Here is a 21,124-nt window from a genome sequence, read left to right on the forward strand (position 1 = left end):
ATAGTATTAATTAAATCCGAAATTAAGCTCATTGCTATATACTAATCCTAAAATGAGTTATAAATACCTATCTTACTTATCGTTTCTGTTCATATATCAAAAAGGATTGCTATACTTTTATGTCGGGTAATTTTAAAATTTTAATATTCCTGGAAAATTTTAAATTTAAACATATTTGAACGCCAACTTAACGCATAAAAATAATTAAAATACCCAATCAATTCAGTGGAAGTTTACACTAATGATTCAACGCCAACCTACTTCATTATTACCCGTACCAACTGGTCAATTACAAATTCCGGAATTTCCGCCTCAAATTACATCAACAAATAGGGAAGCTATTATCCTTTCTCTAGTAATTCCCACTTACAAAGAACGTGACAATATTCATCAAGTTGTCAAGATTTTGAGTCAGTTATTAGATGAATCTATTTCTGGACAGTATGAACTAATTGTGGTAGATGATGATAGTCCCGATCGCACTTGGGAAGTTGCACAATCCCTCACAGAAAAATATCCGCAATTGCAGGTAATGCGGCGACAACAGGAACGGGGGCTATCTTCAGCCGTAATTCGGGGTTGGCAAGTAGCTCGAGGGCGCATCCTGGGAGTGATTGACGGAGATTTACAGCATCCACCAGAAGTATTGACACAATTATTAACCCAAATTCAACAAGGCGCAGATTTGGCAGTAGCTAGCCGTCACGTTGAAGGCGGCGGTGTTAGCAGTTGGAGTGCGATCAGGCGTTTTCTGTCCCGTGGGGCGCAACTTCTAGGATTAATTATCTTACCAGGAGTTTTGGGGAGAGTTTCTGACCCCATGAGCGGTTATTTTATGATCCGGCGAAATGCGATCGCTGGGACAATCCTGAATCCAGTAGGATACAAAATTCTCTTAGAAGTAATTGGGCGAGGAAATGTAAGTGAAATTACTGAAGTCGGCTATGTGTTCTGCGAACGCAAAGAAGGCGAAAGCAAGGTGACATGGAAGCAATATGTAGATTATCTCCGCCACCTCCTACGCTTGCGATTAACTACAGGAGGTTGGCGGCGAGTTAGTCAAGCTACAGGACAATTAGAACAGTTGAGTCAAAACCTTGGTTTTCCCCTTGGTAGATTCCTCCGTTTTGGATTGGTAGGACTCAGTGGCGTATTTGTAGATATGGCAATACTTTATTTACTGAGTGACCCCACAACCTTAGCTTTGCCTTTAACTCGTAGTAAAATTATTGCCGGCGAAATTGCCATTTTCAATAATTTCTTATGGAACGATGCTTGGACTTTTGCTGATGTCTCCATGAAGCAGCAGGAATGGCGTCAACGCTTGAAGCGCTTTTTAAAATTTAATCTCATTTGTTTAGCAGGATTACTCTTAAATGTACTGGTTTTGAACTTAGTATTTAATTTTCTCATTCCCAACCGCTATATCGCCAACCTGATTGCGATCGCCGTTGCTACCATTTGGAATTTCTGGGTAAACTTAAAACTCAGCTGGCGAGTTACTGATGTGAAATAGTGAAGTTGGGAAAAAATTAGCAACGATTGTTGACTATTGGGAGCTTTTTCCTATTTTGTGTAATTTTCTGGTATGCCTACAGGTGATAAACCCGCGATCGCTCTTAAATTTTGGCAACGAATTAACTCGCTAAAATTTAACCCAGTACGTCCCTCAATCTTAGCTACCGCTTCAATTGCAGATAACAAACTTGATGCGGCTTCCGCTTCTGAGTAACCCCGCCGCCCAGCGATGCGAATCGCCGCAGCATCAGCATTTAATTCCATCTCTGGAGATTGATGATTACGCCAGAGGCGAAAACCAGCGATCGCACTTAATCCTACACCAATGGCTACACCAACTACATCTGATTGCGTTGATTCAACTAACCCGCCCAACAATCCCAAAAGTACTATTCCTTGATAAATATTCGGTTTGAACCACTGTACTCCTGTTAACCAGCTAACTCTTTGTAACAGTAGTAAATCTCTTTGTGATTTTGACAAACGAAACCATAAATCAAAATTAATATATATCGGTCGTTCTTGGTTCCAAGGCAAAGGGAAAGAAGTATCAATCACCTTTGGCTGTTCGGGTTTGTTGGTGATTTTTGTCAGCATCCTGGCTGAAGCAGGCATAACATCTAGTAAACGGCGAATCTCAAGACTAGGCTCCATAAAATTAATGCATATTAGCTGAAGTACTTAGTTATCTGATTATCCCCTGGGAATAAAGAGATGAGGGAGACACATACCAATGACACATGACAAAAAAATTACTTTTCATGCTAACCTTTTATATGCGATCACTTCTCAGATACATGGACGCTTTCGCTCCCACCCCACCTGAATGGACAAATAAAGCAATTCACGCTTATCAGTTTTGCTGTCCTAGCTGTAAAGCCAGTAGCCGAGAAGCTATAGATGTTTGGCTCAATCGGCGATCGCCTGTAATTACAGAAGACCGTCGCCGTAAATGGCAAGAATTCTACAATTGTCACTGTAGTTGTGCTTGGTGGGCTTGGAGTAGCGATCGCCCGCCAACCGATCTATCTAGTCAACAAAATATTAATCCTTTATAACTATTTATACACAAACAAAAACCCGCCTTGAAGCGGGTTAAATCTTGCCATTTATAGAAAGTCAAAAATAAGTCATTCAGGGCAGGATTTTCCCACCCTTGAAAACCTATTACCAACCTTAGAAACTGAAGGTAGTACGTAAAGTACCTACGTAGATACTGTTATTATTGTCGTTGTGTTCAGGATTGAAAATCACTAACAAACCAGGGGTAACCTGAATATTATCAGAAACCCTTACTTTGTATAGACCTTCTAAATGGTAGGATGTGCCAGATTCTGAAGCAATACCGCTACCACCGGTGATTTTTGGTGGTTGACCGAAGATAACACCGAGAACGTTACCTTTTGCACCTAAGTCTCTCACGCCCAGTGAAGCAGCCCAATACCAAGCATCTGCACTTCTGTTATCAGTAGCAGAATCGGCCTCAGTATAACCAGCCCAACCACTCAAAGCCAACTTAGCACTAGGTTGGAAGGTAGCTTGTATACCATAATGGTTAGCTTCAGTTCGAGTGTTACTACCAAAAGGTCTGTTAGCAAATGTACTACCTGTACCTTGGAATAAGCTAGGAACGCTTTGGTAAGTACGAGCATAGCTAAAGCCCACATTTAAAGCTTTGTTGGGCTTGAAAGCTATCTGACCAAAAAAGGTGTTACTACCACCAAATAACCCGCTACCGTCAGCCGGATTGCTAGCATTATTACCTTGGGCGATATAAGCTGCACTAAAGGTCAAAGGCCCGTTAGGATTAACGTTCACACTTATACCAGCACCGTCACCACCTTGACGATAGATCGGGCTGAAGCGTCCGTAACGAGATAAAGCACCTCTACCAGAACTAGAAAAATCAGGGTTAAAGGTATAAAAGTTCTCGTTCAACTCAGCGCCAGTCGCATCAACTTTGACCCTAATTGCATCGCCGAAGTTGAAAGCATAGTTAATTTTATCAATTTCAACACTGTTGTTAGTGCCACCATCAAAGCCCAAACGGGTCATGTTGGTACCAGTTACAGTTTGATTAGAGATAGTGTTGCGACCTTGCAAACGAATTTGCAACTGATCTTTTCCGGTAAAACTGCTATTTAAGGTTAAGCGAACGCGATCGGAAAAAACAGTATTCGATTCTAAGTTAGCACCATTGTCAGCTCTCGTATCACCAAAAGCCTGCCCAACGTTGAAAATCGCTTCCCCTTGTAACTTGGTAGTAGTAGAGAATTGATTTGCTTCTAATTCAGCAGTACGTGCTTCTAAAGAATCAACACGACCGCGCAACGTAGCTAATTCAGCAGAAAATTCTTCTTGTAAGCGCTGTAAAGTCGCTAAATCTTGCTTGGTTACTAAATCAGCAGTAGCTGTAGCAATCAGTTCGTTAACTCGATCCAAACAAGCATTCAACCCAGCAGCAAATTCATAACGAGTTAAAGCACGATTACCCCGATAAGTACCGTTGGGATAACCTGCGATACAGCCATAACGCTCAACCAAGGATTGTAAAGCTTGAAATGCCCAGTCTGTAGGCTGTACATCCGAAAATTGGGAAACGGATGTAACTTGATCCATGCTGCTAGAGTCTTGCGCCAACTGACTAACACCAGTTACCTGTTCGTTGGCTTCAGCAGCTAGGGTGCTGTTTGCTGTCAAAAACGTGGCAGCAACAACTAAAGGGCCAATCTTTACAAGCTCCCAAAATGCTTTTTTCATTACTTTTACTCTCACACACACCTAAACTAATCAAAACCTAAGTAAATTTACCCTAAAAAAATTGTTTCATTAAGGAATTTACTTACATTTAAGTCACCCATGATTTTACCAAAGTTATTTGGTACTTTTCACAAGCAAACCAAAATTATTTTATCCTATTCTTTGATAATTTTATTAGGTAAACAAATAATCATCCGTCTTTTTTGACGCAATAGCTTTCCTTCTTCTTCAAATTGCTGTAAAAGTCGGGTTATCGTTACCCTTGTAGTATTTAAAACTTCTGCTATTTCCTGATGAGTGATATTTAGATCGAGTAATTTACCCTGTTCTACTGCAATACCAAATTTTTCACTTAACCACAATAGAAAATACCACAAGCGTACTGATATAGGTTTACGATGTACTATACTTAGTAATTCTTCCGCCTGTTGAATATGAGATAATAAAGCACCGACATCTTCATACCAAAGATGTGGCGGTAAAATACTAACTTCTAGTCTGGTTAAAGATTCAATTTGATATGGTTTAACTCTAGATAAAGGATAACCAATGATATCGCCCGGGCCCCAATAACCTAGAGTAATATATGTTCCATCTTCACTCCAAGTTAAAGTACGAACTGCTCCCCGTTCAATGCGCCATAGTACTTCATTGCGTGGGGGAATTATTTCGCCACGAGCAAATATTCTTTGAGGTAACTGCCCATTTAGGATGGAATGATTCAATGTCAATGCCGATTCTGTGGTAGGACTTGTGGAATACATTCAGATACAGGTTTAAGCGACTAGAAATAATGGAATGCCGTAAAACTTTTGATCGCTACTTGGATAATTGCTCATAAATTATCGATACTTAGTGAAATTTATACAATTAATTTTCTGCTAGACAATTTTAAATATTTTTAATTAATGACAATTATTTAGATATTCAATCAAATTTGCTCCTTACTACATTGAATATAAATTTTGCAATTACTGTATTATTAATTACTATATTACATTAATACATTTAATATTCAGCGTTAAATCATTTATATAACATAATCAATGCATTTAAATATTGAATTATTAATATAGATAATGCGCAATAATACAATTCAAACCTAGAGAATTAATCAAGATAATTTATTGGATTGAGTCTGGTTATAAATAAAATTTTTTAAATGATAAAATCACTCCAAATGAGGGAAACTTAGCTAAAATTTTGATATTTGTCATATTCTGGTAAAAACTTTTTTGATTTCAGTGAATTTTAATAAGATAAAAAATACGTAACTGAGATTGTGGCTAATTCATTGCTAAAGTTAAGTAGTAGGTTGGAGAATATTTAAAATTTGCTATCAAAAACATCTGGGACGAGCCATACATTTTTTCCTAAAATTCCTAGTATAATCAATCACCTAAAATTACAGAGTGTTTTATTTGTTATTCACACTGAAGTTGGGTTAGCAAACAACCAATAGATTTATTAGTGTAAATCAAGTGTTTATTTATACAAAATATTAGTGCCAAGATTAATATAATTAATATTTCCCCTTCAGACCAAGACTTCAAAAAAGCGATACTTATTAGTCTGAGATTGCTGAAGTATCACTGTCTATCTTGACTTAACTTTAAATTTGAAAGTTTAAGAATAGGTAAGCTTTTAGTGAAATGTATGCTAGTTCACTAATTTTTCATATTTGATTTTACTCGAAACTATAAACGGTCAATAGTCTATGTGTCTATTATTGACTATGGATTGTTGACAACATTAATCTTGATTGCCCGAGTTTGCTCACTTCTACTGACTTTAATCAATAATGTTGACCAGTCACAATATAGGCTACTCTTTGCCCGATGTTAGTAGCATGATCTGCCATGCGCTCTAAATAGCGAATAGCCAAAGCTAACAGTACAATCGGTTCTACCACACCTGGAACATCCTTTTGAAAAGCTAAAGTCTGATATAGACGTTCATAGGCATTATCGACAGTATCATCCAAATGCTTAATACTTCGTCCACCAGCTTCATCCAAATCAGCTAAAGCCACTAAGCTAGTAGCTAACATCGCTTGCGCATGATGGGACATAACTGCAATCTCTGGTAAAGACGGATGAGGTGGATAAGGAAAGATTTTAATGGCAATTTCAGCAATATCTTCAGCGTAATCCCCAATTCGCTCTAAATCTCGTACTAGCTGCATAAAAGCACTCAAGCACCGCAAATCTTGCGGCGCAGGGTCTTGCATAGTCATAATCGCCGTACAGTCTGATTCTATCTGTCTATAAAAGCGATCAATTTTTTTATCTAATTGAGGAAGTGCCTCAGCTGCTGTTAAATTGCGGGAAAATAAGGCTTGATGACTGAGACGAAACGATTGTTCCACCAAAGCTCCCATGCGTAATACATCCCGCTCTAAGCGCCTCATAGCGCGTGCTAGCTGGTTTCCATCAGAATTGGAGCTATCAATGGCAGCGTTCACACTTATCTTGTTAAGATTGGAGTTATTTTTTTAACTATAGTCTTGGCTGGAGGTATTTGCCATGACTTCTGGTAGTTGGAATTGTATCCATGCACCACCAGTTTCGGGGTGATTCATGGCTTTGATCCAGCCACCGTGGGCGAGAATAATTTGTTTGACTATTGCCAACCCTAAACCACTACCTACAATTGTAGTTGTCGAATTAGTATCTTGTACTTGATTACGTGCCCGTGCTTTATCCCCCCGGTAGAAGCGTTCAAAAACATGGGGTAAATCTGTTTGGGAAAAACCAACGCCAGAGTCAATAATATCGATTTCTAAAGTGGGGGGAGTAGAATTGATACTTTGAGTATCTTCTGGTGATATTATTTTGGCTTGAATTTGAATAGTGGTGTCAGCAGGACTGTATTTAATACAGTTGTCTAGCAAGTTAAGAAAAACTTGATACATCCGCGAGCGATCTGCCTTAATTAAGACAGATTCTGTTTGTGAATAGCTCAGATTGAGATTTTGCCTTTGAGCTAGGGGTTCTAAACTTTCCCAAACAGAGGTAATGAGCGATCGCACTTCCACTGTTTCCGGATTTAATTGAATAGTTGGATCTGTTTCCATTTGAGTGAGATCTAACCAACCTTGTACCAAGTTAATCAAACGATCGACTTCTTGCATCAGGCGGTTAACCCAACGATTTAAAGGTGGTTCCAAGCGGTTTTGTAAAGTTTCCACAACCAAACGAATCGAAGTTAAGGGTGTTCTCAGTTCATGGGCTAGATCGGAAAAAGAACGCTCTCTGACTTGATTCATATCTAGCAGCGGTTGGCAATTTTCCAAAAATACCCCCACTTGTCCCTTCGGTAAAGGGAAACTAGTTGCACGTAAAGCCAGAGACTTTACTTCTAACATTGCTGCCGCATTCTCAAAAGAGGGGTGAAACACCCACTCTTTCACCCTTGGTTGTTGACAATCTCGCGTTTGCTCAATTAAGCGGTCAAGTTCATAAGACCGCACTAACTCTAGTAATAATCGCACTTGTCCTGGTTGCCAGCGCTCTAGGTACAATATTTCCTTAGCTAATTTATTGCACCACAGCAGTTGATTTTCTTCATCTACCTGCAAATATCCTAACGGTGCAACATTCAGCAGTTCTTGGTATGTTTCCAAAGTCTCCTGTAAATCCTGCCGTTTTTGCATAAGCACAGCAATTCTCTGCCGCAGACGGGGCATCAGCGGCAGTGCTATGTTGGAATAATGAGAATTTAAAGGTTTGAATATTCGCTTCAGGTAATGCTCCAGTTGTACCTGTTGCCATATCCAAAATCCAATGCCTAAGGCTAAACCCAGAGAAAATCCCAATAGAAACATTTAAGTTATTAGTTGCTCGATCACAACTAAAAACTAACAATTATCGTCCACATTTATCCAAATCGATAGCCAAAACCTCTGACAGTCACAATATATTCGGGACGACTGGGGTCTAGCTCTAATTTTTCCCGCAACCAACGGATGTGAACGTCAACGGTTTTACTGTCTCCCACAAAATCTGGCCCCCAGACTTGATCTAGCAGTTGTTCCCGCGACCACACCCGGCGCGCATAACTCATAAATAGTTCTAGAAGTCGAAACTCTTTGGGGGAGAGATTTACCTCTTGACCGCGGACTAGAACCCTACACTCTTGTGGATTCAAGCTGACATCCTTGTACTTTAAAATCGGTAGTTGTGGCACAGTGCTGAAGCGTTGGCGACGTAGTAAAGCACGACAACGCGCAACTAATTCCCGCATACTAAAAGGTTTGGTTAGATAGTCATCTGCACCCACCTCTAAACCGAGTACGCGGTCAGTTTCACTGCCTTTGGCACTAATCATTAAAATTGGTACTGGGTTGCCTTGATGACGCAGTAAGCGGCAAATATCTAATCCATTTATCTGTGGCAGCATTAAGTCAAGGATTACCAAGTCTAAGGACTCTTCCCCTGAGTTGGGTTCACAGTTTTTGAGATATTCTACAGCTGCTCGCCCATCTGTGGTAGTTACTACCTCATAGCCTTCTTCCTCCAATGCTACAACTACCATTTCTCGGATTAGTTCTTCATCTTCGACTATGAGAATACGGCTGGTTTGCCCTATATCTGCTTTGGCAGAAAACTTGGTTGATTCACTGGTATACATTAGATTAGTGTCACAAAAGGTTGGGTCTGTTCTGCGATCGATATGGCAATTGGATCAATTATCTTGCTTGGATGTAGCTGCAATTCTACATCCGCTGGCTTCATTTATAAAACTTAACATCCGTAACATTACCCAACTTATTATAAGTATCAACGCTACACCCTGCCAAGGATGTTTGCAGTAAATTTATATCTTGAAGTTTATCTATAACTACATTTGCATCTTGACAAGAATAAATTCAATCTAGTACCATATTAGTACATAAATACTATCAAGCAAATAAAAAATACTTTACCCAGCAAAAGCAAGGATTGAAGGACACTTTCAAGAAGCAGTAAGTGCCTTTTGATTCTACCTTTCAGTATTTACACTGCGCTAAAAACGCTGATTTTTAGGCTACTCTGATGTCTGCATCGAGTATGTTTTGGTATGACTTGCTACTCGCTACATTGTTCCATTTTGACAGGAGTTGAAGTATGACTACAGTTGCAGTCAAAGACAGCAAACAACAAATAGTACAAGCATTTCAACAAATTCTCGCAGAACGGAAAAAATTAGATTTAAAAATAGCTACGAAACAAGAGGAAGCAGAAAAGGCAAAAAATCAAGAAATCTTAGCTGCGGCTTCTACATATACGGTAGATAGTATTGTTAAAGGTTTAGCTGATTTACAATTAGAATTTGGTAGCATTGTCACTTCTCTGTCAGAAAAATTAGCAAAAGAAACCGCTAAATTAGATGAATTAAATCGAGCTATAGAAATTGAAACTCAGCATTTACAAGAACTGCAACAAATCAGAATTGTCGCCGATGCTTTAGATATTTTAAATCAAGAGCATCAAGAAAAGTTAAAGTTTTTAGAACAAGAAATATCTAGTAAGCGCGAAGCTTTAGAAAAAGAAATTACCATTAGGCGTAAAGAATGGCAAAAAGAACAAGCAGAATATGAAGAAGCTTTACAAGCTTACAATGAATTAATAGCGAAACAACGCAATACTGAAGCGGAAGAATATCAATATAAGTTAGAAACTACAAGAAAGCTAACTACAGATGCTTATGAAGCCAGAAAACGCAATTTAGAAAGAGAAATCCAAGAAAGCACTCAACAGAAAGAGAAAAATTGGACGGAACGAGAAAAAGTCCTGAATGTAAACCAGTCTCTATTTGCAGAAAACCAAAAGAAAATTGCGGCTTTCCCGACAGAGTTGGAAGAGGCTATTAAGAAAGCCAGAGAAGAAGCCATTAAAGAAACCAACCAAAAAGCTAAGGTTGAAGCTGATTTGTTTGAGAAAGAGTGGGAATCTAGCAAACAGAGTTACGAACTCAAAATTCAGTCTTTAGAAGAAACGATTAAAAAACAAACCGAGCAAATTGAAGGTATTACTACTCAATTGCAAACTGCATTAAAACAGGCTCAAGACTTAGCGATGAGAGCTTTTGATAGTTCTAATGCTAAATAGAAATTAATTGAAAAGTGATTTTGTAAATAATGGAGGGTTGTTGTGGTAGCGAAAAAACCAACTGATAAGAGTACTAAAGCGGAAATTCTTCAGGCTTATGAAGAGTTAGCCAAAGAAGCAGCATCTGTAAAAACGCAACTGAATCAAGTTTTGAAAGAAAACCAATCTCTAAGCCAATCTTCTAGTAAAGATAAGCCCAAAATAGAACCAAAAACTACTATGAATCAGCCATCTACTGTACAACAAAAAATGAATTATACCATTGAAAGCTTGGCTAAAATTCAATTGGGCTTTGGTAGTGCGGCAAATGAATTATCTGAACAGCTAACGACACAAGCATCGAAATTAGGAGAAATTAGAGAAAATGTAGAGAAAGAAGTTCAAGAATTAAAGCAACTACATAATTTAGAAATTACTGCTGATATTTTGGATAATCTGATTGCTAGTTATGAAGATAATTCTAAGAATTATCAAGAAGAATTTAGCCAACAGAAGGAAGTTTTATTTCAAGAGTTAGATGAACAAAGAAAAACTTGGCTTAAAGAACAAGATGAAAATCATCGATTAGTCAAAGAACGAGATGAAAATCTCAAGAAAACTCGCCAAAGAGATGAAGCAGAATATAAATATAATTTAGAACTTCAGCGCAAGTTGACGCAAGATGAATATGAACAACAGCAAAAAGGGCTAAATAAACAATTAGAAGAATTCCAGCAAGAAACAGAGAAAGCTTGGGCGGAAAAGGAAAAAACAATTGCAGAACGAGAAAAGCAATTTGAAGAGTCTAAAGCAAAAGTAGAAGCATTTCCTAAAGAGAAAGAAACCGCAATTAAAAAAGCCACGGAAGAAGGTAAGGGAATTGCTTACTATCAAGCTAAAGTTAAATCAGATTTGTACAATAAGGAAGTTGAAGGACAAAAGCGTTTTTACGAACAGAGATTACAGTCTCTAGAGCAGACTATTAGTAATCAAGATAATCGTCTGGAAAACCTTTCTAAACAACTTGAATCTGCTCTCAAACAAGTGCAAGATTTAGCAGTTAAAGCTATTGAAGGGACTGCGAATGTTAATTCTTATCAAGCGATTAAAGAAATTGCTTTAGAACAGGCGAAAAGTCAGGTAAAGAATAAATAAACTATTCTGCTCTTAAGTGACAAAATCCATCGTGAGGGCTGTTAACACTTGACAGTTAACAGCCCATATAAGTAGTTATGTAATTTAGACAAGCATTAGTACTTACAGCTATTTTCAGGTAAATAGACAACGCTGTAGGGAACATCGACAATCTTTTGCTATATACAATAATTTTACTGGTGGCGTGCCCCTACGACAGATGTGGTTCAAATAGGTGAAAACTGCTGTAACAGCATATTATGTTGGGTTTCGTTCCTAAACCCAACCTACACAGGTGAGGATTTTTGAGGCTAATTGAAATTCTAGACTTGTAGTTTTGTGAATACAATAAATGTAGAAAGCCAGTCTAGTTAATTGATTTTTCCTTCATTATTAATGATGATGAGTTAGTAGTCAGCAGTTTATTTTTGCCTAATTTGAGGTTAAATGACTGACTAGAGAATTCTATACCCATCATCATTAATGCTGATGGTTTTTCTGTAAATACTATATTGCTGCAAACTCTAGATAGACAATTGGGAATACAAATAATTTATCTACAATCAGATTTATTGATCTCTTTTAGGTGGAATTCCATTATCCATTGGTTTTTTTCTACCTGGTGTTTGACGATCTTGATTTTTTTGATTGGCTGATTGCTGGGATTTGTTTGCTTTATTGGACATGATTTTAACCCTGTGAAGAATGTGTAATTTGTCTACAGTTTTAATCTACATGATATGTCAGGTTATTTCCGCAAAATATTTTAAGGGTTTATAATTTACTCAAATAAAAATAGCTAATTCTCAATTTTCTTAGGTTGTATGATTTCAGACGATGAAAATGCTTGTAATTCAGGCTTTGCCGGGATGAGAAGCAAAGCATAGAATGAGCCATAAAATTAAGTTTGTAACATAAATTCAAAAAAAAAGAGACGCCTTATGATTGTACGTCCCTAGAACAGAGGAAACCCATTACTTATTAAAAATAAAATTGAAAATAAAATTAAAAAATTTAAAAATTAATGTTTAAAAACTCTCACAAATAGAAACTTAGTTTGTTGTATCAAGCTTTTGAGGTTGCTGTTAAACCTAATAGCGCCAGGTTCAGTTTTGCTTGGCTTACCAATTTTGGGAGGTTTGGGACGAGGACGTTTCATTGGACACAATGATTGATGCTTAACTCGCTACACATTGGACTACAAGGGTATAAATTATGAATCCGGAAAATTTAAAGTAAATGAGGTACGCGCTTCGGGGCATGGCAGCGTCGGGGCATGGCAGTGCCACTGCCCCTACAATCAACGATAATATGTACCTCAGCAACTGGCAATCTGCTGTATCTGTTTTTAGAGAGGAGAGGACATGTTAAGCAAATGAGGAGAAATCCAGATTGGGGGGAATATCTTGAATACGTCCAGGGCCGATCGCACGTAATGCTTCTTTAAGGTCAACATCGCCAGTATACAAGGCACGACCAACAATTACACCAGTTACACCTTGGGGTTCTAAAGCTAATAAGCTCAATAAGTCGGTAACAGAACTGACACCACCAGAAGCTATGACTGGAATTGAAATTGTACTAGCGAGTTCTCGCAATGCTTCTATATTGGGGCCGGAGAGTGTACCATCACGATGGATATCGGTGTAAATAATGGCTGCTGCTCCCAATTCTTGCATTTGTACGGCTAGTTGGGTAGCTAAAACTTCTGAGGTTTCTAACCAACCGCGAGTGGCTACGAGTCCGTTACGTGCGTCAATGCCAATAATAATCTGTCTGGGGAATTCTTGGCAGAGTTGCTGGACTAACTGGGGTTGTTCTACGGCGACAGTTCCGAGAATCGCCCGTTGTACGCCTGTATTAAATAGCTGCTGAACGCTGGTGCGATCGCGCAATCCCCCACCAACTTGAATGGGTACGGATACAGCTTGCGCGATCGCCTCAATTGCGGCTAAATTGACAATCTTACCGGCTTTGGCTCCATCAAGATCCACCACATGTAGCCTAGATGCACCATGATCTACCCATTGTTTAGCAACATCAGCCGGGTTCTCGCTAAAAACTTGCGAGCGATCGTAGTCCCCCTGATAAAGTCTTACACAGCGCCCTGCTAATAAATCAATTGCTGGAATTACATCCATTTACCTTGTCCTCAATCCAATCCAAAGCTAGCTATAAGTGGTTTTTCTCTGTGGCAATTTTCTGTTTTAATTGCTTTACAGCTTGCCAAAAACCTAACACGATCAGAATATTCGCCAGAGTCAAAAACACTTCTGCACCACCGTGCAACCAATCGACATTGGCTAAAGCTTTACCATAATGTACTTTGGCATAAATTCCAGCTGGGATGGTAACACCGACAAACACTAAAGTGCCGTAAAATCCATACAAAGCCAAACGTGGCATTTGTTGACTGCGGCTGATAAACCACAAGAAACCCAAGTAAGGAAATAGTGACAGGGCAAAAAGGGCGTCTTTTGAGATCATCGCTCTGATTTGATAGGTTGGGCTGCAACAGAATCTATTCCCTTATGGGCAGATTTGGCAGAACGCCAAATCCATACCGCAGCTGCCCAAAGGGTAAAATTACCAACTAAGGTCATGGTAGCTTGAAGCGTTACCAGCCATTCTAAAGATTCTGGATTGTCGAAATAATGCCAAGTGCAAGCACACATGGCACTGACTAAAGCAGGTAACATGGCAAAGGATAATCCCCACCAAGTCCGGTTACCAGTGAGTTCGCCGTAAGTCCAGATTAACCAAATGGCAGCCATCCACTCAATGACGCTAGAAACATGAATTATCCAGGTGGGAATTGAAAGGGCGTGCATAAGTAAGTCAAAAGTCAAAAGTCAAAAGTCAAGAGTCAAGAGCTAATTAGCAAGGATTAAGGGTCAAAACTTATTAGTTATTTCTCCCTTGCTCCCTGCTCCCCCTGCTTCTTCCCATCTTCCCATAAGAAAAATCGGATTTTTTGGCAAGTATGCCAGCGATCGCGCCTAACTTCTGTATAAGTAATAGATAATCAGGTGCCAAGAAAGTCAATTAGTAAAAATTAGCAAAATCTCAAATCACAAATGAAACCGATGCGGGCGTTATTATCTGGGTATTACGGAAAAGGTAATGGTGGTGACGAAGCTTTATTGGCAACGCTTTTGCAAATGTTACCGCCCCATGTGACACCTGTGGTACTTTCTGGTAATCCGCAGGAAACGCGCGATCGCTATGGTGTTGAAACTGTGAATCGCATGGCTTTGTTACCTGTCATCCAAGCTATGGGTTCTTGCGATGCTTTTATTTGGGGCGGTGGCAGTTTAATCCAAGATGTTACTAGTGCCATGAATCCTTTTTATTATGGGGGATTGATGACTTTGGCACAGCAGATGGGTTTAAAAACTATAGCTTGGGGTCAAGGAATAGGGCCGCTAAAGCGATCGCCTACTCGTTGGTTAGCGCGACAGAATTTTGCAGGTTGTACCAAGGTTAGTGTACGCGATCGCGCTAGTGCGGCTTTGTTATCTGATTGGCAAATTAAGAGTATTCTCGCACCCGATCCGGTTTGGGCGTTAGCATCCCAGCCTGTACCCGAACTTAGCGATTTACCAACCCCTAGAGTGGCGGTGACGTTGCGATCGCATTCTCAACTGACAGAAACGCGCTTGGCAAATTTAACTCGCGCTGTGGTTGATTTTCAAAAAGCTACCCAAGCTTTTATCTTACTGTTGCCGTTTCAAAAAAGTGAAGATTTAGGCATTGCGGAAGCTATTCAACCCCATCTGCAAAATGTGAGCCAAATTATCTGTCTGGAAGATCCCCAGCTTTTAAAAGGCGTTTATCGCGGTGTAGAAATGACCATTGGAATGCGCCTGCACAGCTTAATTATGGCAGCAGCCGAAGGTTGTCGTTGTTTTGCTCTTAGCTATGATCCTAAGGTAAATCGCCTCATGGAAGAACTAGAAATGCCTGGATGGGATTTAGCGAATTTACCAGATGATCCTCATGTGATTAGTCAGGCTTGGATTAAGCATTACACTAATGGTAATCCGCTTTCACCTGAGAAGATTCAGTCTTTGGTAAACCAAGCTTTGATCCACCGTGAGGTTTTAGTAGAAGTATTAGGCTGAAAAAATCCTTGGGCTTTTGCTTGCTACAGATAAATTTAAGCGATCGCACTTTAATTTTTAGAAAGTGCGATCGCTTTTGTGAGAATTTAACTAAGCCAGTTAAGTTCAATGGCTCAGGTCTGACTTGAACAGACGACCCCAGGCTTATGAGTCCCGTGCTCTAACCAACTGAGCTACTGAGCCGTATTTTTTTCACATTTCTAAATATAGCAGAAAAACTTTATGATTGCTAGTCTAGCTGACAACTAATTTTTTTGAATCAATAGTCCCGAATCCATAACATTCATGGGAAAAGAGTTATAGCTCGAATCAGCACAAATGACTCATGAAAAAGCGCAAAGTCTGAGCGGAGGTTTCTTTCGCTCAGAACTTTATAAGAATGACCAGAAAGAAAGCATAAGAGAAAGCAAAAGAGGGAGCTAAACTCCCTCAAAAAATCAAGCAATGGTTTTATTTTAGACAGTCAGAAATTAGATCCGACTTGCCAGCAAGGCAATCGGGTTAACTGCACCCTTTCCTGGGGGATGAATTTCAAAGTGAGTGTGTGGCCCTGTACTGAAACCAGTACTACCCATTGCAGCAATTGTTTCTCCTTGACGTACTTGCTGACCTACCTGCACAAAAATCTTGCTGTTATGAGCATAGCGGGTCATACTGCCGTCAGCATGGCGGATTTCTACCAGATTTCCGTAGCCACCATTATTCCAGCCTGCTTTTGCTACAACACCATCAGCTGAGGAGTAAATTGGTGTACCTGTGGAGTTAGCAACGTCAATTCCTTTGTGCATTCTTCCCCAACGCCAACCATAGCCAGAGGTCAGTACACCTTTCGCTGGCCAAATATAAGCTGCGGTTGAGGTTGATGGTGGGGGGATAGCTTCGTCAATTGGTTTGGGTAGATATCGATCTACTGCTGACAAAGCTGGTAAACCACTAGGAGAAACTGTAGTTCCCCGCATTTTGCCTAAAGAATCAGAAGCGTTGACACCTCTGGGAGGAGTGGCAATTCTCGTAACAGGGGTCTTGCGTCCAGGATTCTGGTTAGGCAAGAACTCTGGGTTTACTGGCTCAGTAGGTTGAGTTGCACGATACACAGGCCTGATGGGTTGAGCTGTGTAGTTAGTCGTGCCAATGGGTGCAGGTACGGGAATCTGTACAGAATTCCGGGGTGTAGTTGGGCTAGATACCGCAAAATTGCTGGGATTTAGAACCGGAACTGATACCGCCGCAGGATTTTTATTTTCGCTGACGACTGGTGTGACTACGCCTGCTTGTTGAGCGCGATATTTTTCCCGCAATCTCTGGATTTCTGCTTGTAAGCTTTGGAGACGCTCATTGCTTTTTGTGCTCGCCAGTTTCTGCGGTTTTTTATTCGACTGCATTTCCACAAACACTTTGGGCACCGGAGCATCACCACCCATGCCATAAGAGTTAGCAGGTTTGGAGTCGGGTTGAGAGACTACAGTGTTGGTCTGAGTCTGAGTTTCCTCAGTTACGGGTGTTGGTAGAGTAACACTGCTGTTGTTGACCACTGGTAATTGTGGTGTCGCAGCTACAGTTGGGGTAACAACAGGGGTGTTGACAGGGGATGGCGCTACTGTGGCAGTAACATCAGCCTGTTCTACAGTGGGGTTAACGGCTACAGTCGATTGGTTAGCAGTGCTGTGCTCCAATTTAGCAGCAGGAACTACCAATTTCTGACTGATTTGCAGTTGATTGGGATTGTTGAGATGATTTGCCTTGGCTAATTCTGAAACTGATGTACCGTATTTATTAGCGATCGCTGCTAGGGTATCTCCTGGCTTGACTTCGTAGGATACAGCAGATGTTGGTGCAGCAGTTTTGATTGTGGCTGGTACAGGTGTGACTACAGATGGAGTAGTAGCAGTACTAGCAGTGTCAGCAGTATTAGGAGTACTAGCTTTTGCCTGTTTTAGCCGCGATATCAGACTAGCTTTGTCGGCATTGGTATTGGTTAGTGTTTGCTCTGTTGTAATTTTGCTTGCATTGAGCTGTGGCGCTTTCTCAACAACAGATGGGATTGGAGCCAACTCAGTGTTAGCTTTGGATGAATTTTGGGTCTCCTCAGACCGCAACTCCGCCAGACTTTGTTTTAAACGGTTCGATTTTTCTTGTAAGCGATTGAGAGCAAACTCTTGCTGCGCTTTTAACTGCGCAGTCACTTCACTTTGGGCAGCTTGGTTTTCTGTTGCTAGTGGTGTCAGGGATGTAGTTGGTGAGGTAACTACACTGTTAGCAATAGAAAGTTTCTGTAGTTGTTTTATTTTGTTCGCTGCTTGCAAGCCCTCTGCTAGTTGGGGTTGCTGATAGAAAGAACTTTTATAAGTTGTGGATTTAGCAGTCGCTTCTGATGCTGGAACTGGCACAGATATTCCACTGGCTGTAACTTGCAATTTAGCTTCAAGCCCAGGCACTTGTGAAATTGCTGTAGGTTCCACGATGACGGGATTTTCCGGTACGCTCAGTAATGAGGCGGTTTGGGTCTCCAGCTTTGTGGGGGCAAATTTCATCTCAGTGTCAGGAACAGCCGGAGTGCTTGAGGCTGCCTTTTGGCTGCCTACAGGAGCCGCTGCTTGGGCTTGATCGCTTTGCCGAGTCACCAAAAGACTGGTTGCTCCCATTGATATTGCCAAGCCAATCATGGCGGCTCTTGTCCCTGCCCGGTGGTTTACCGCAGAACTAGAATTATTTGTATTCGACTGTTCTACCGGGGCACCATCACTGCTAGGGGTATTGTTCAGCACAGCCTTTTCTCTCTTTTTCAATGCTCGTTTCAAAGACGACCTCCTATGATCACTAGCGCTTAACTGACCTCAATTGTTTTTTCAGTCTGATACTAGTCAATGATTTAGATCACATCCGCAGATTGATCAAGATCACACCCACCAGAGATACTTACGCAAGATTAACCTGCTTCTCTGATTTAGACAAGTTCACACTCATTAGCAAAACTTAACTTGCTGTGCTGACTTGTCCGTTCCATTCCTCACACCCGAAGATTTGTTGCTGTTTACAGTTGTTTTTGCTGATTTTGCTGAAGTAGTTGGGACTGGACAAAAATATGCACTTTGCCATGTCCACTTTTGCTGTCAGCAATGGATTCGCTAGCACTTCTGAAAAAGCAAATCTCCCTGCTGTAGATATCTTCAAGAGATATTTAACCAATCCGTCTACCCAACACGAGACTTTACGTTGATTATTCCCTAAAAGACAACCGTATTATCTCCCAACTACTTTTGCCTTGTTGGCAAATTAAGCTTGAGTCCAAAATGACTAAATGCCCTATAAGACTAGGTTTTAGTCTTTTTGTTCCCCGGTTTAGGGATAATTGAAATTCATCAAAATCTATCATTCAATTTGCGAATTGACCTGAATTTTAGATACAAATTTCTTATATAAGCTCGCAGAGGTTTGTTAGTATTTTTTACTCAACTTCGTAAAAGCTTACAGACTCAAGTATAACCATTCACTTGAATTTGGCTGTAACAATCGCTAATATTTGCGATGTTTACCCAAATATTTAACTTGGGTAGTGGGAATTTTGAATTTTTTAAGTATTTTTACTTAATTTTTCTCTAAAAAAAATTTATTGTAAATAGCCCAGCTGACGGCGGGCTTCAAACAAGCTGACTGCTACACTCACAGACAGATTCAAGCTGCGAACGTGCGGTTCTGTCATGGGGATGTAGATAGTTCGATCGCAGGCGGATAGAACTGTTGGGGGTAAGCCTGTGGTTTCGCTACCAAACAGCAGCCAGTCATCTGCTTGAAACTGAAATTGAGCATAATTAGCAGTACCTCTAACAGAAAAACCCAGTAGTCTACCACCACGCTGCTGATGTTTGTCTTTAAAGGCTTCTATGGATTCGTGATAGGTCAGCTTGACGTAAGGCCAGTAATCTAAACCTGCTCTTTTCAAGTAGCGATCGCTAATTTCAAATCCCAAAGGCCCTACCAAATGTAACTCTGTACCTGTGGCAGCACAAGTACGTGCAATATTGCCTGTATTTGGGGGAATGAGGGGATTAACTAAAACTACTTGGGGCATTGTCAGTGGACAGAATGTATTTTAAAAAACAATGTATCAGCCTGTCACATTCTACCAAAGGAATATCAACTATCTATAGGTTTTGTTAATAATTATCAAGCTCTGCCAAATGATTAGATTTTTAAAACAAAGAAAACTAACTCTCAAAGGATTATTTGAGAGTTTTATTATCTAAATTGAAGGGAATAATAATTTTTTCCTATTACAGCTATATGCTGCTTACTATGGGGGTTTTTCATACCTCCAAAGAAATCTATCATTTGCTAGATGTTCTGGGGTGTAGTGCTACACCACTGAGGGGGAACACAATTTATCTTCTAATTCGAGTTCCCGTTCTTGGATGGCAACAATTGCTTGAGAAATCACGCGCTGGGAATCAAATCCTACACCATGTAGTTGTAACCATTGTTGAGCTTCATTTCCTTCGCGGAGAATTTTGTGCAAGGGAGAAAGGAAACAACTAAATCCTTGTTGTTTTGCGATCACCCAAACTTCTTGGTACATTTGTTCTATCCAATCTCTAGCGATAATGGTTCTGCCATCTTGCCAATGCTGAAGCGGTGCATCTAAACTAGTCGCAGCTGCGGCTGCTTCGTTGCTGGCAATTAAATCGAGCAATTCTTCATGGGAAAGTTGACTTTGAGTTAAGGGATCGATTTCTGGGTTTTCTAAGATTTGTAACAACCGTGCTTCTAACAAGGCTGTAATAGCTAGTAAAGCAATGGGATCTGTGACTAAATCGCAAATTCGCAATTCTAGCCGATTTAAGTCATGGGGACGGCGATCGCCATTGGGGCGTACTGATGCCCACAAATGTCGGACATTTTGCATTGTACCCGCCGCTAGCTGTTCTTCTACCCATTGGATATGATGGGCGTGACTTGCAAATAAAGGGACGCGGGCTGGTGTGTGGGGAAATAGTCCCCACCGGGTAGAGTGATAGCCAGTAGCTTTAGCATCTAAAAAAGGCGAGGAAGCGCTAAGGGCGAGAAATAAGGGTGCTTCTGCACGAATTACTCGACAAGCCCGCATTAATAGCTCAGGATCGCTAATACCAACATTGATATGTACGCTAGCTGTGACTACTTTTGTGCCGTAGGTGCGCTCAATATAATCGTGATAAGGATTTGTGGGATCGGAACGGAAGAAGCAATCGCTCCTACCCAAAGATAGAGTACTGCCAGGAATTAAAGTATAATCGCCTAATTGCTGAAGGTATTGGCGCAATTTTTGCCGAGGACGCACCAAGGCACACAATAGCCGCTCATAACTATGTAATGGACTAGTTATATATTCTACGTTGCGGCTATCTGGCTCGCGCACAAATCCATCTAAAGCCCCAACGATTTTGTCAGAGAGTCCGACAATTTCACCTTGAGGTGTGCCAGTGTACATCTCAATTTCAAACCCTTTTGATAAGGTCACCTTAATCTCCTCGGCTCTCCTAG

At 40.4% G+C, this 21,124-nt stretch carries 17 protein-coding genes and 1 tRNA gene; 5 read left to right on the top strand and 13 right to left on the bottom strand.

Features of this window, described 5'->3' with window-relative positions; translation table 11 throughout:
* The first annotated feature begins 241 nt into the window (after positions 1 to 241).
* The gene (locus tag H6G41_RS02370) at positions 242 to 1,516 is read left to right on the top strand and encodes a glycosyltransferase (RefSeq protein WP_190743240.1); all 1,275 of its coding nucleotides are present in this window, start codon (positions 242 to 244) and stop codon (positions 1,514 to 1,516) included.
* A gap of 50 nt (positions 1,517 to 1,566) precedes the next feature.
* Here the strand turns inward: H6G41_RS02370 and H6G41_RS02375 are convergent, their stop codons facing one another.
* Positions 1,567 to 2,172, bottom strand: coding sequence for a DUF3318 domain-containing protein (locus H6G41_RS02375; RefSeq protein ID WP_190743242.1), 606 nt, complete (start codon positions 2,170 to 2,172; stop codon positions 1,567 to 1,569).
* Between the two features lie 143 nt (positions 2,173 to 2,315).
* Here H6G41_RS02375 and H6G41_RS02380 point away from each other — a divergent pair, with 143 nt between their 5' ends.
* A complete protein-coding gene (locus tag H6G41_RS02380) occupies positions 2,316 to 2,576 on the top strand; it encodes a hypothetical protein (RefSeq protein WP_190743244.1) in 261 nt (86 codons plus the stop codon).
* A 118-nt stretch (positions 2,577 to 2,694) separates the two neighbouring features.
* Here H6G41_RS02380 and H6G41_RS02385 read toward each other — a convergent pair whose 3' ends face one another.
* From H6G41_RS02385 to H6G41_RS02405, 5 genes are all read right to left on the bottom strand, one after another.
* Entirely contained in the window at positions 2,695 to 4,278 is a 1,584-nt protein-coding gene (locus H6G41_RS02385) for an iron uptake porin (protein ID WP_190743246.1), read from the bottom strand.
* A gap of 155 nt (positions 4,279 to 4,433) precedes the next feature.
* Complete coding sequence (locus H6G41_RS02390; protein WP_190743248.1) at positions 4,434 to 5,042, bottom strand: Crp/Fnr family transcriptional regulator; 609 nt, start codon at positions 5,040 to 5,042, stop codon at positions 4,434 to 4,436.
* Between the two features lie 1,031 nt (positions 5,043 to 6,073).
* A complete protein-coding gene (gene phoU / locus H6G41_RS02395; RefSeq protein ID WP_308795778.1) occupies positions 6,074 to 6,742 on the bottom strand; it encodes a phosphate signaling complex protein PhoU in 669 nt (222 codons plus the stop codon).
* A gap of 30 nt (positions 6,743 to 6,772) precedes the next feature.
* Positions 6,773 to 8,104: a cell wall metabolism sensor histidine kinase WalK gene (locus H6G41_RS02400; protein WP_190743250.1), complete on the bottom strand. Its 1,332-nt coding sequence runs from the start codon at positions 8,102 to 8,104 to the stop codon at positions 6,773 to 6,775.
* A 53-nt stretch (positions 8,105 to 8,157) separates the two neighbouring features.
* A complete protein-coding gene (locus tag H6G41_RS02405; protein WP_190743252.1) occupies positions 8,158 to 8,910 on the bottom strand; it encodes a winged helix-turn-helix domain-containing protein in 753 nt (250 codons plus the stop codon).
* Between the two features lie 476 nt (positions 8,911 to 9,386).
* Here H6G41_RS02405 and H6G41_RS02410 point away from each other — a divergent pair, with 476 nt between their 5' ends.
* Positions 9,387 to 10,370 (top strand): hypothetical protein, encoded by a 984-nt coding sequence (locus tag H6G41_RS02410; protein WP_190743254.1) that lies wholly within the window; start codon positions 9,387 to 9,389, stop codon positions 10,368 to 10,370.
* A 42-nt stretch (positions 10,371 to 10,412) separates the two neighbouring features.
* Positions 10,413 to 11,504: a hypothetical protein gene (locus H6G41_RS02415; RefSeq protein WP_190743256.1), complete on the top strand. Its 1,092-nt coding sequence runs from the start codon at positions 10,413 to 10,415 to the stop codon at positions 11,502 to 11,504.
* 1,346 nt (positions 11,505 to 12,850) lie between these two features.
* Here the strand turns inward: H6G41_RS02415 and hisA are convergent.
* The 3 genes from hisA to H6G41_RS02430 are packed head-to-tail and all read right to left on the bottom strand — an operon-like array spanning position 12,851 to position 14,314.
* Positions 12,851 to 13,624, bottom strand: coding sequence for a 1-(5-phosphoribosyl)-5-[(5-phosphoribosylamino)methylideneamino]imidazole-4-carboxamide isomerase (gene hisA, locus H6G41_RS02420; protein ID WP_190743258.1), 774 nt, complete (start codon positions 13,622 to 13,624; stop codon positions 12,851 to 12,853).
* Between the two features lie 31 nt (positions 13,625 to 13,655).
* Complete coding sequence (locus tag H6G41_RS02425; RefSeq protein WP_190539589.1) at positions 13,656 to 13,970, bottom strand: DUF3593 domain-containing protein; 315 nt, start codon at positions 13,968 to 13,970, stop codon at positions 13,656 to 13,658.
* A complete protein-coding gene (locus tag H6G41_RS02430) occupies positions 13,967 to 14,314 on the bottom strand; it encodes a DUF2499 domain-containing protein (RefSeq protein WP_190539591.1) in 348 nt (115 codons plus the stop codon). The genes H6G41_RS02425 and H6G41_RS02430 overlap by 4 nt, the downstream gene beginning before the upstream one ends.
* 255 nt (positions 14,315 to 14,569) lie before the next feature.
* Here H6G41_RS02430 and csaB point away from each other — a divergent pair, with 255 nt between their 5' ends.
* Positions 14,570 to 15,607 carry a polysaccharide pyruvyl transferase CsaB gene (csaB, locus tag H6G41_RS02435; protein ID WP_190743338.1) on the top strand — a complete coding sequence of 346 codons (1,038 nt, stop codon included), beginning with the start codon at positions 14,570 to 14,572 and terminating at the stop codon, positions 15,605 to 15,607.
* Between the two features lie 109 nt (positions 15,608 to 15,716).
* Here the strand turns inward: csaB and H6G41_RS02440 are convergent.
* The 4 genes from H6G41_RS02440 to gshA form a co-directional block, all read right to left on the bottom strand.
* Positions 15,717 to 15,790 (bottom strand) — tRNA-Met (locus H6G41_RS02440).
* Between the two features lie 287 nt (positions 15,791 to 16,077).
* On the bottom strand, positions 16,078 to 18,372 hold the full coding sequence (locus H6G41_RS02445) for a peptidoglycan DD-metalloendopeptidase family protein (protein ID WP_308795780.1): 2,295 nt from the start codon (positions 18,370 to 18,372) through the stop codon (positions 16,078 to 16,080).
* Between the two features lie 842 nt (positions 18,373 to 19,214).
* Positions 19,215 to 19,676: a tRNA (uridine(34)/cytosine(34)/5-carboxymethylaminomethyluridine(34)-2'-O)-methyltransferase TrmL gene (trmL, locus tag H6G41_RS02450; RefSeq protein ID WP_190743262.1), complete on the bottom strand. Its 462-nt coding sequence runs from the start codon at positions 19,674 to 19,676 to the stop codon at positions 19,215 to 19,217.
* Between the two features lie 285 nt (positions 19,677 to 19,961).
* A complete protein-coding gene (gene gshA / locus H6G41_RS02455) occupies positions 19,962 to 21,101 on the bottom strand; it encodes a glutamate--cysteine ligase (RefSeq protein WP_190743264.1) in 1,140 nt (379 codons plus the stop codon).
* Positions 21,102 to 21,124 lie beyond the last annotated feature (23 nt).

It is taken from the genome of Tolypothrix sp. FACHB-123 (assembly GCF_014697075.1).
GTDB lineage: Bacteria > Cyanobacteriota > Cyanobacteriia > Cyanobacteriales > Nostocaceae > Aulosira.

Bases quoted from the DNA above. Each gene is read 5' to 3' on its own strand.
- H6G41_RS02370 (WP_190743240.1), top strand. From the start codon at position 242: ATGATTCAACGCCAACCTACTTCATTATTACCCGTACCAACTGGTCAA.
- H6G41_RS02375 (WP_190743242.1), bottom strand. From the start codon at position 2,172: ATGGAGCCTAGTCTTGAGATTCGCCGTTTACTAGATGTTATGCCTGCT.
- H6G41_RS02380 (WP_190743244.1), top strand. From the start codon at position 2,316: ATGGACGCTTTCGCTCCCACCCCACCTGAATGGACAAATAAAGCAATT.
- H6G41_RS02385 (WP_190743246.1), bottom strand. From the start codon at position 4,278: ATGAAAAAAGCATTTTGGGAGCTTGTAAAGATTGGCCCTTTAGTTGTT.
- H6G41_RS02390 (WP_190743248.1), bottom strand. From the start codon at position 5,042: ATGTATTCCACAAGTCCTACCACAGAATCGGCATTGACATTGAATCAT.
- H6G41_RS02400 (WP_190743250.1), bottom strand. From the start codon at position 8,104: ATGTTTCTATTGGGATTTTCTCTGGGTTTAGCCTTAGGCATTGGATTT.
- H6G41_RS02405 (WP_190743252.1), bottom strand. From the start codon at position 8,910: ATGTATACCAGTGAATCAACCAAGTTTTCTGCCAAAGCAGATATAGGG.
- H6G41_RS02410 (WP_190743254.1), top strand. From the start codon at position 9,387: ATGACTACAGTTGCAGTCAAAGACAGCAAACAACAAATAGTACAAGCA.
- hisA (WP_190743258.1), bottom strand. From the start codon at position 13,624: ATGGATGTAATTCCAGCAATTGATTTATTAGCAGGGCGCTGTGTAAGA.
- H6G41_RS02425 (WP_190539589.1), bottom strand. From the start codon at position 13,970: ATGATCTCAAAAGACGCCCTTTTTGCCCTGTCACTATTTCCTTACTTG.
- H6G41_RS02430 (WP_190539591.1), bottom strand. From the start codon at position 14,314: ATGCACGCCCTTTCAATTCCCACCTGGATAATTCATGTTTCTAGCGTC.
- csaB (WP_190743338.1), top strand. From the start codon at position 14,570: ATGCGGGCGTTATTATCTGGGTATTACGGAAAAGGTAATGGTGGTGAC.
- trmL (WP_190743262.1), bottom strand. From the start codon at position 19,676: ATGCCCCAAGTAGTTTTAGTTAATCCCCTCATTCCCCCAAATACAGGC.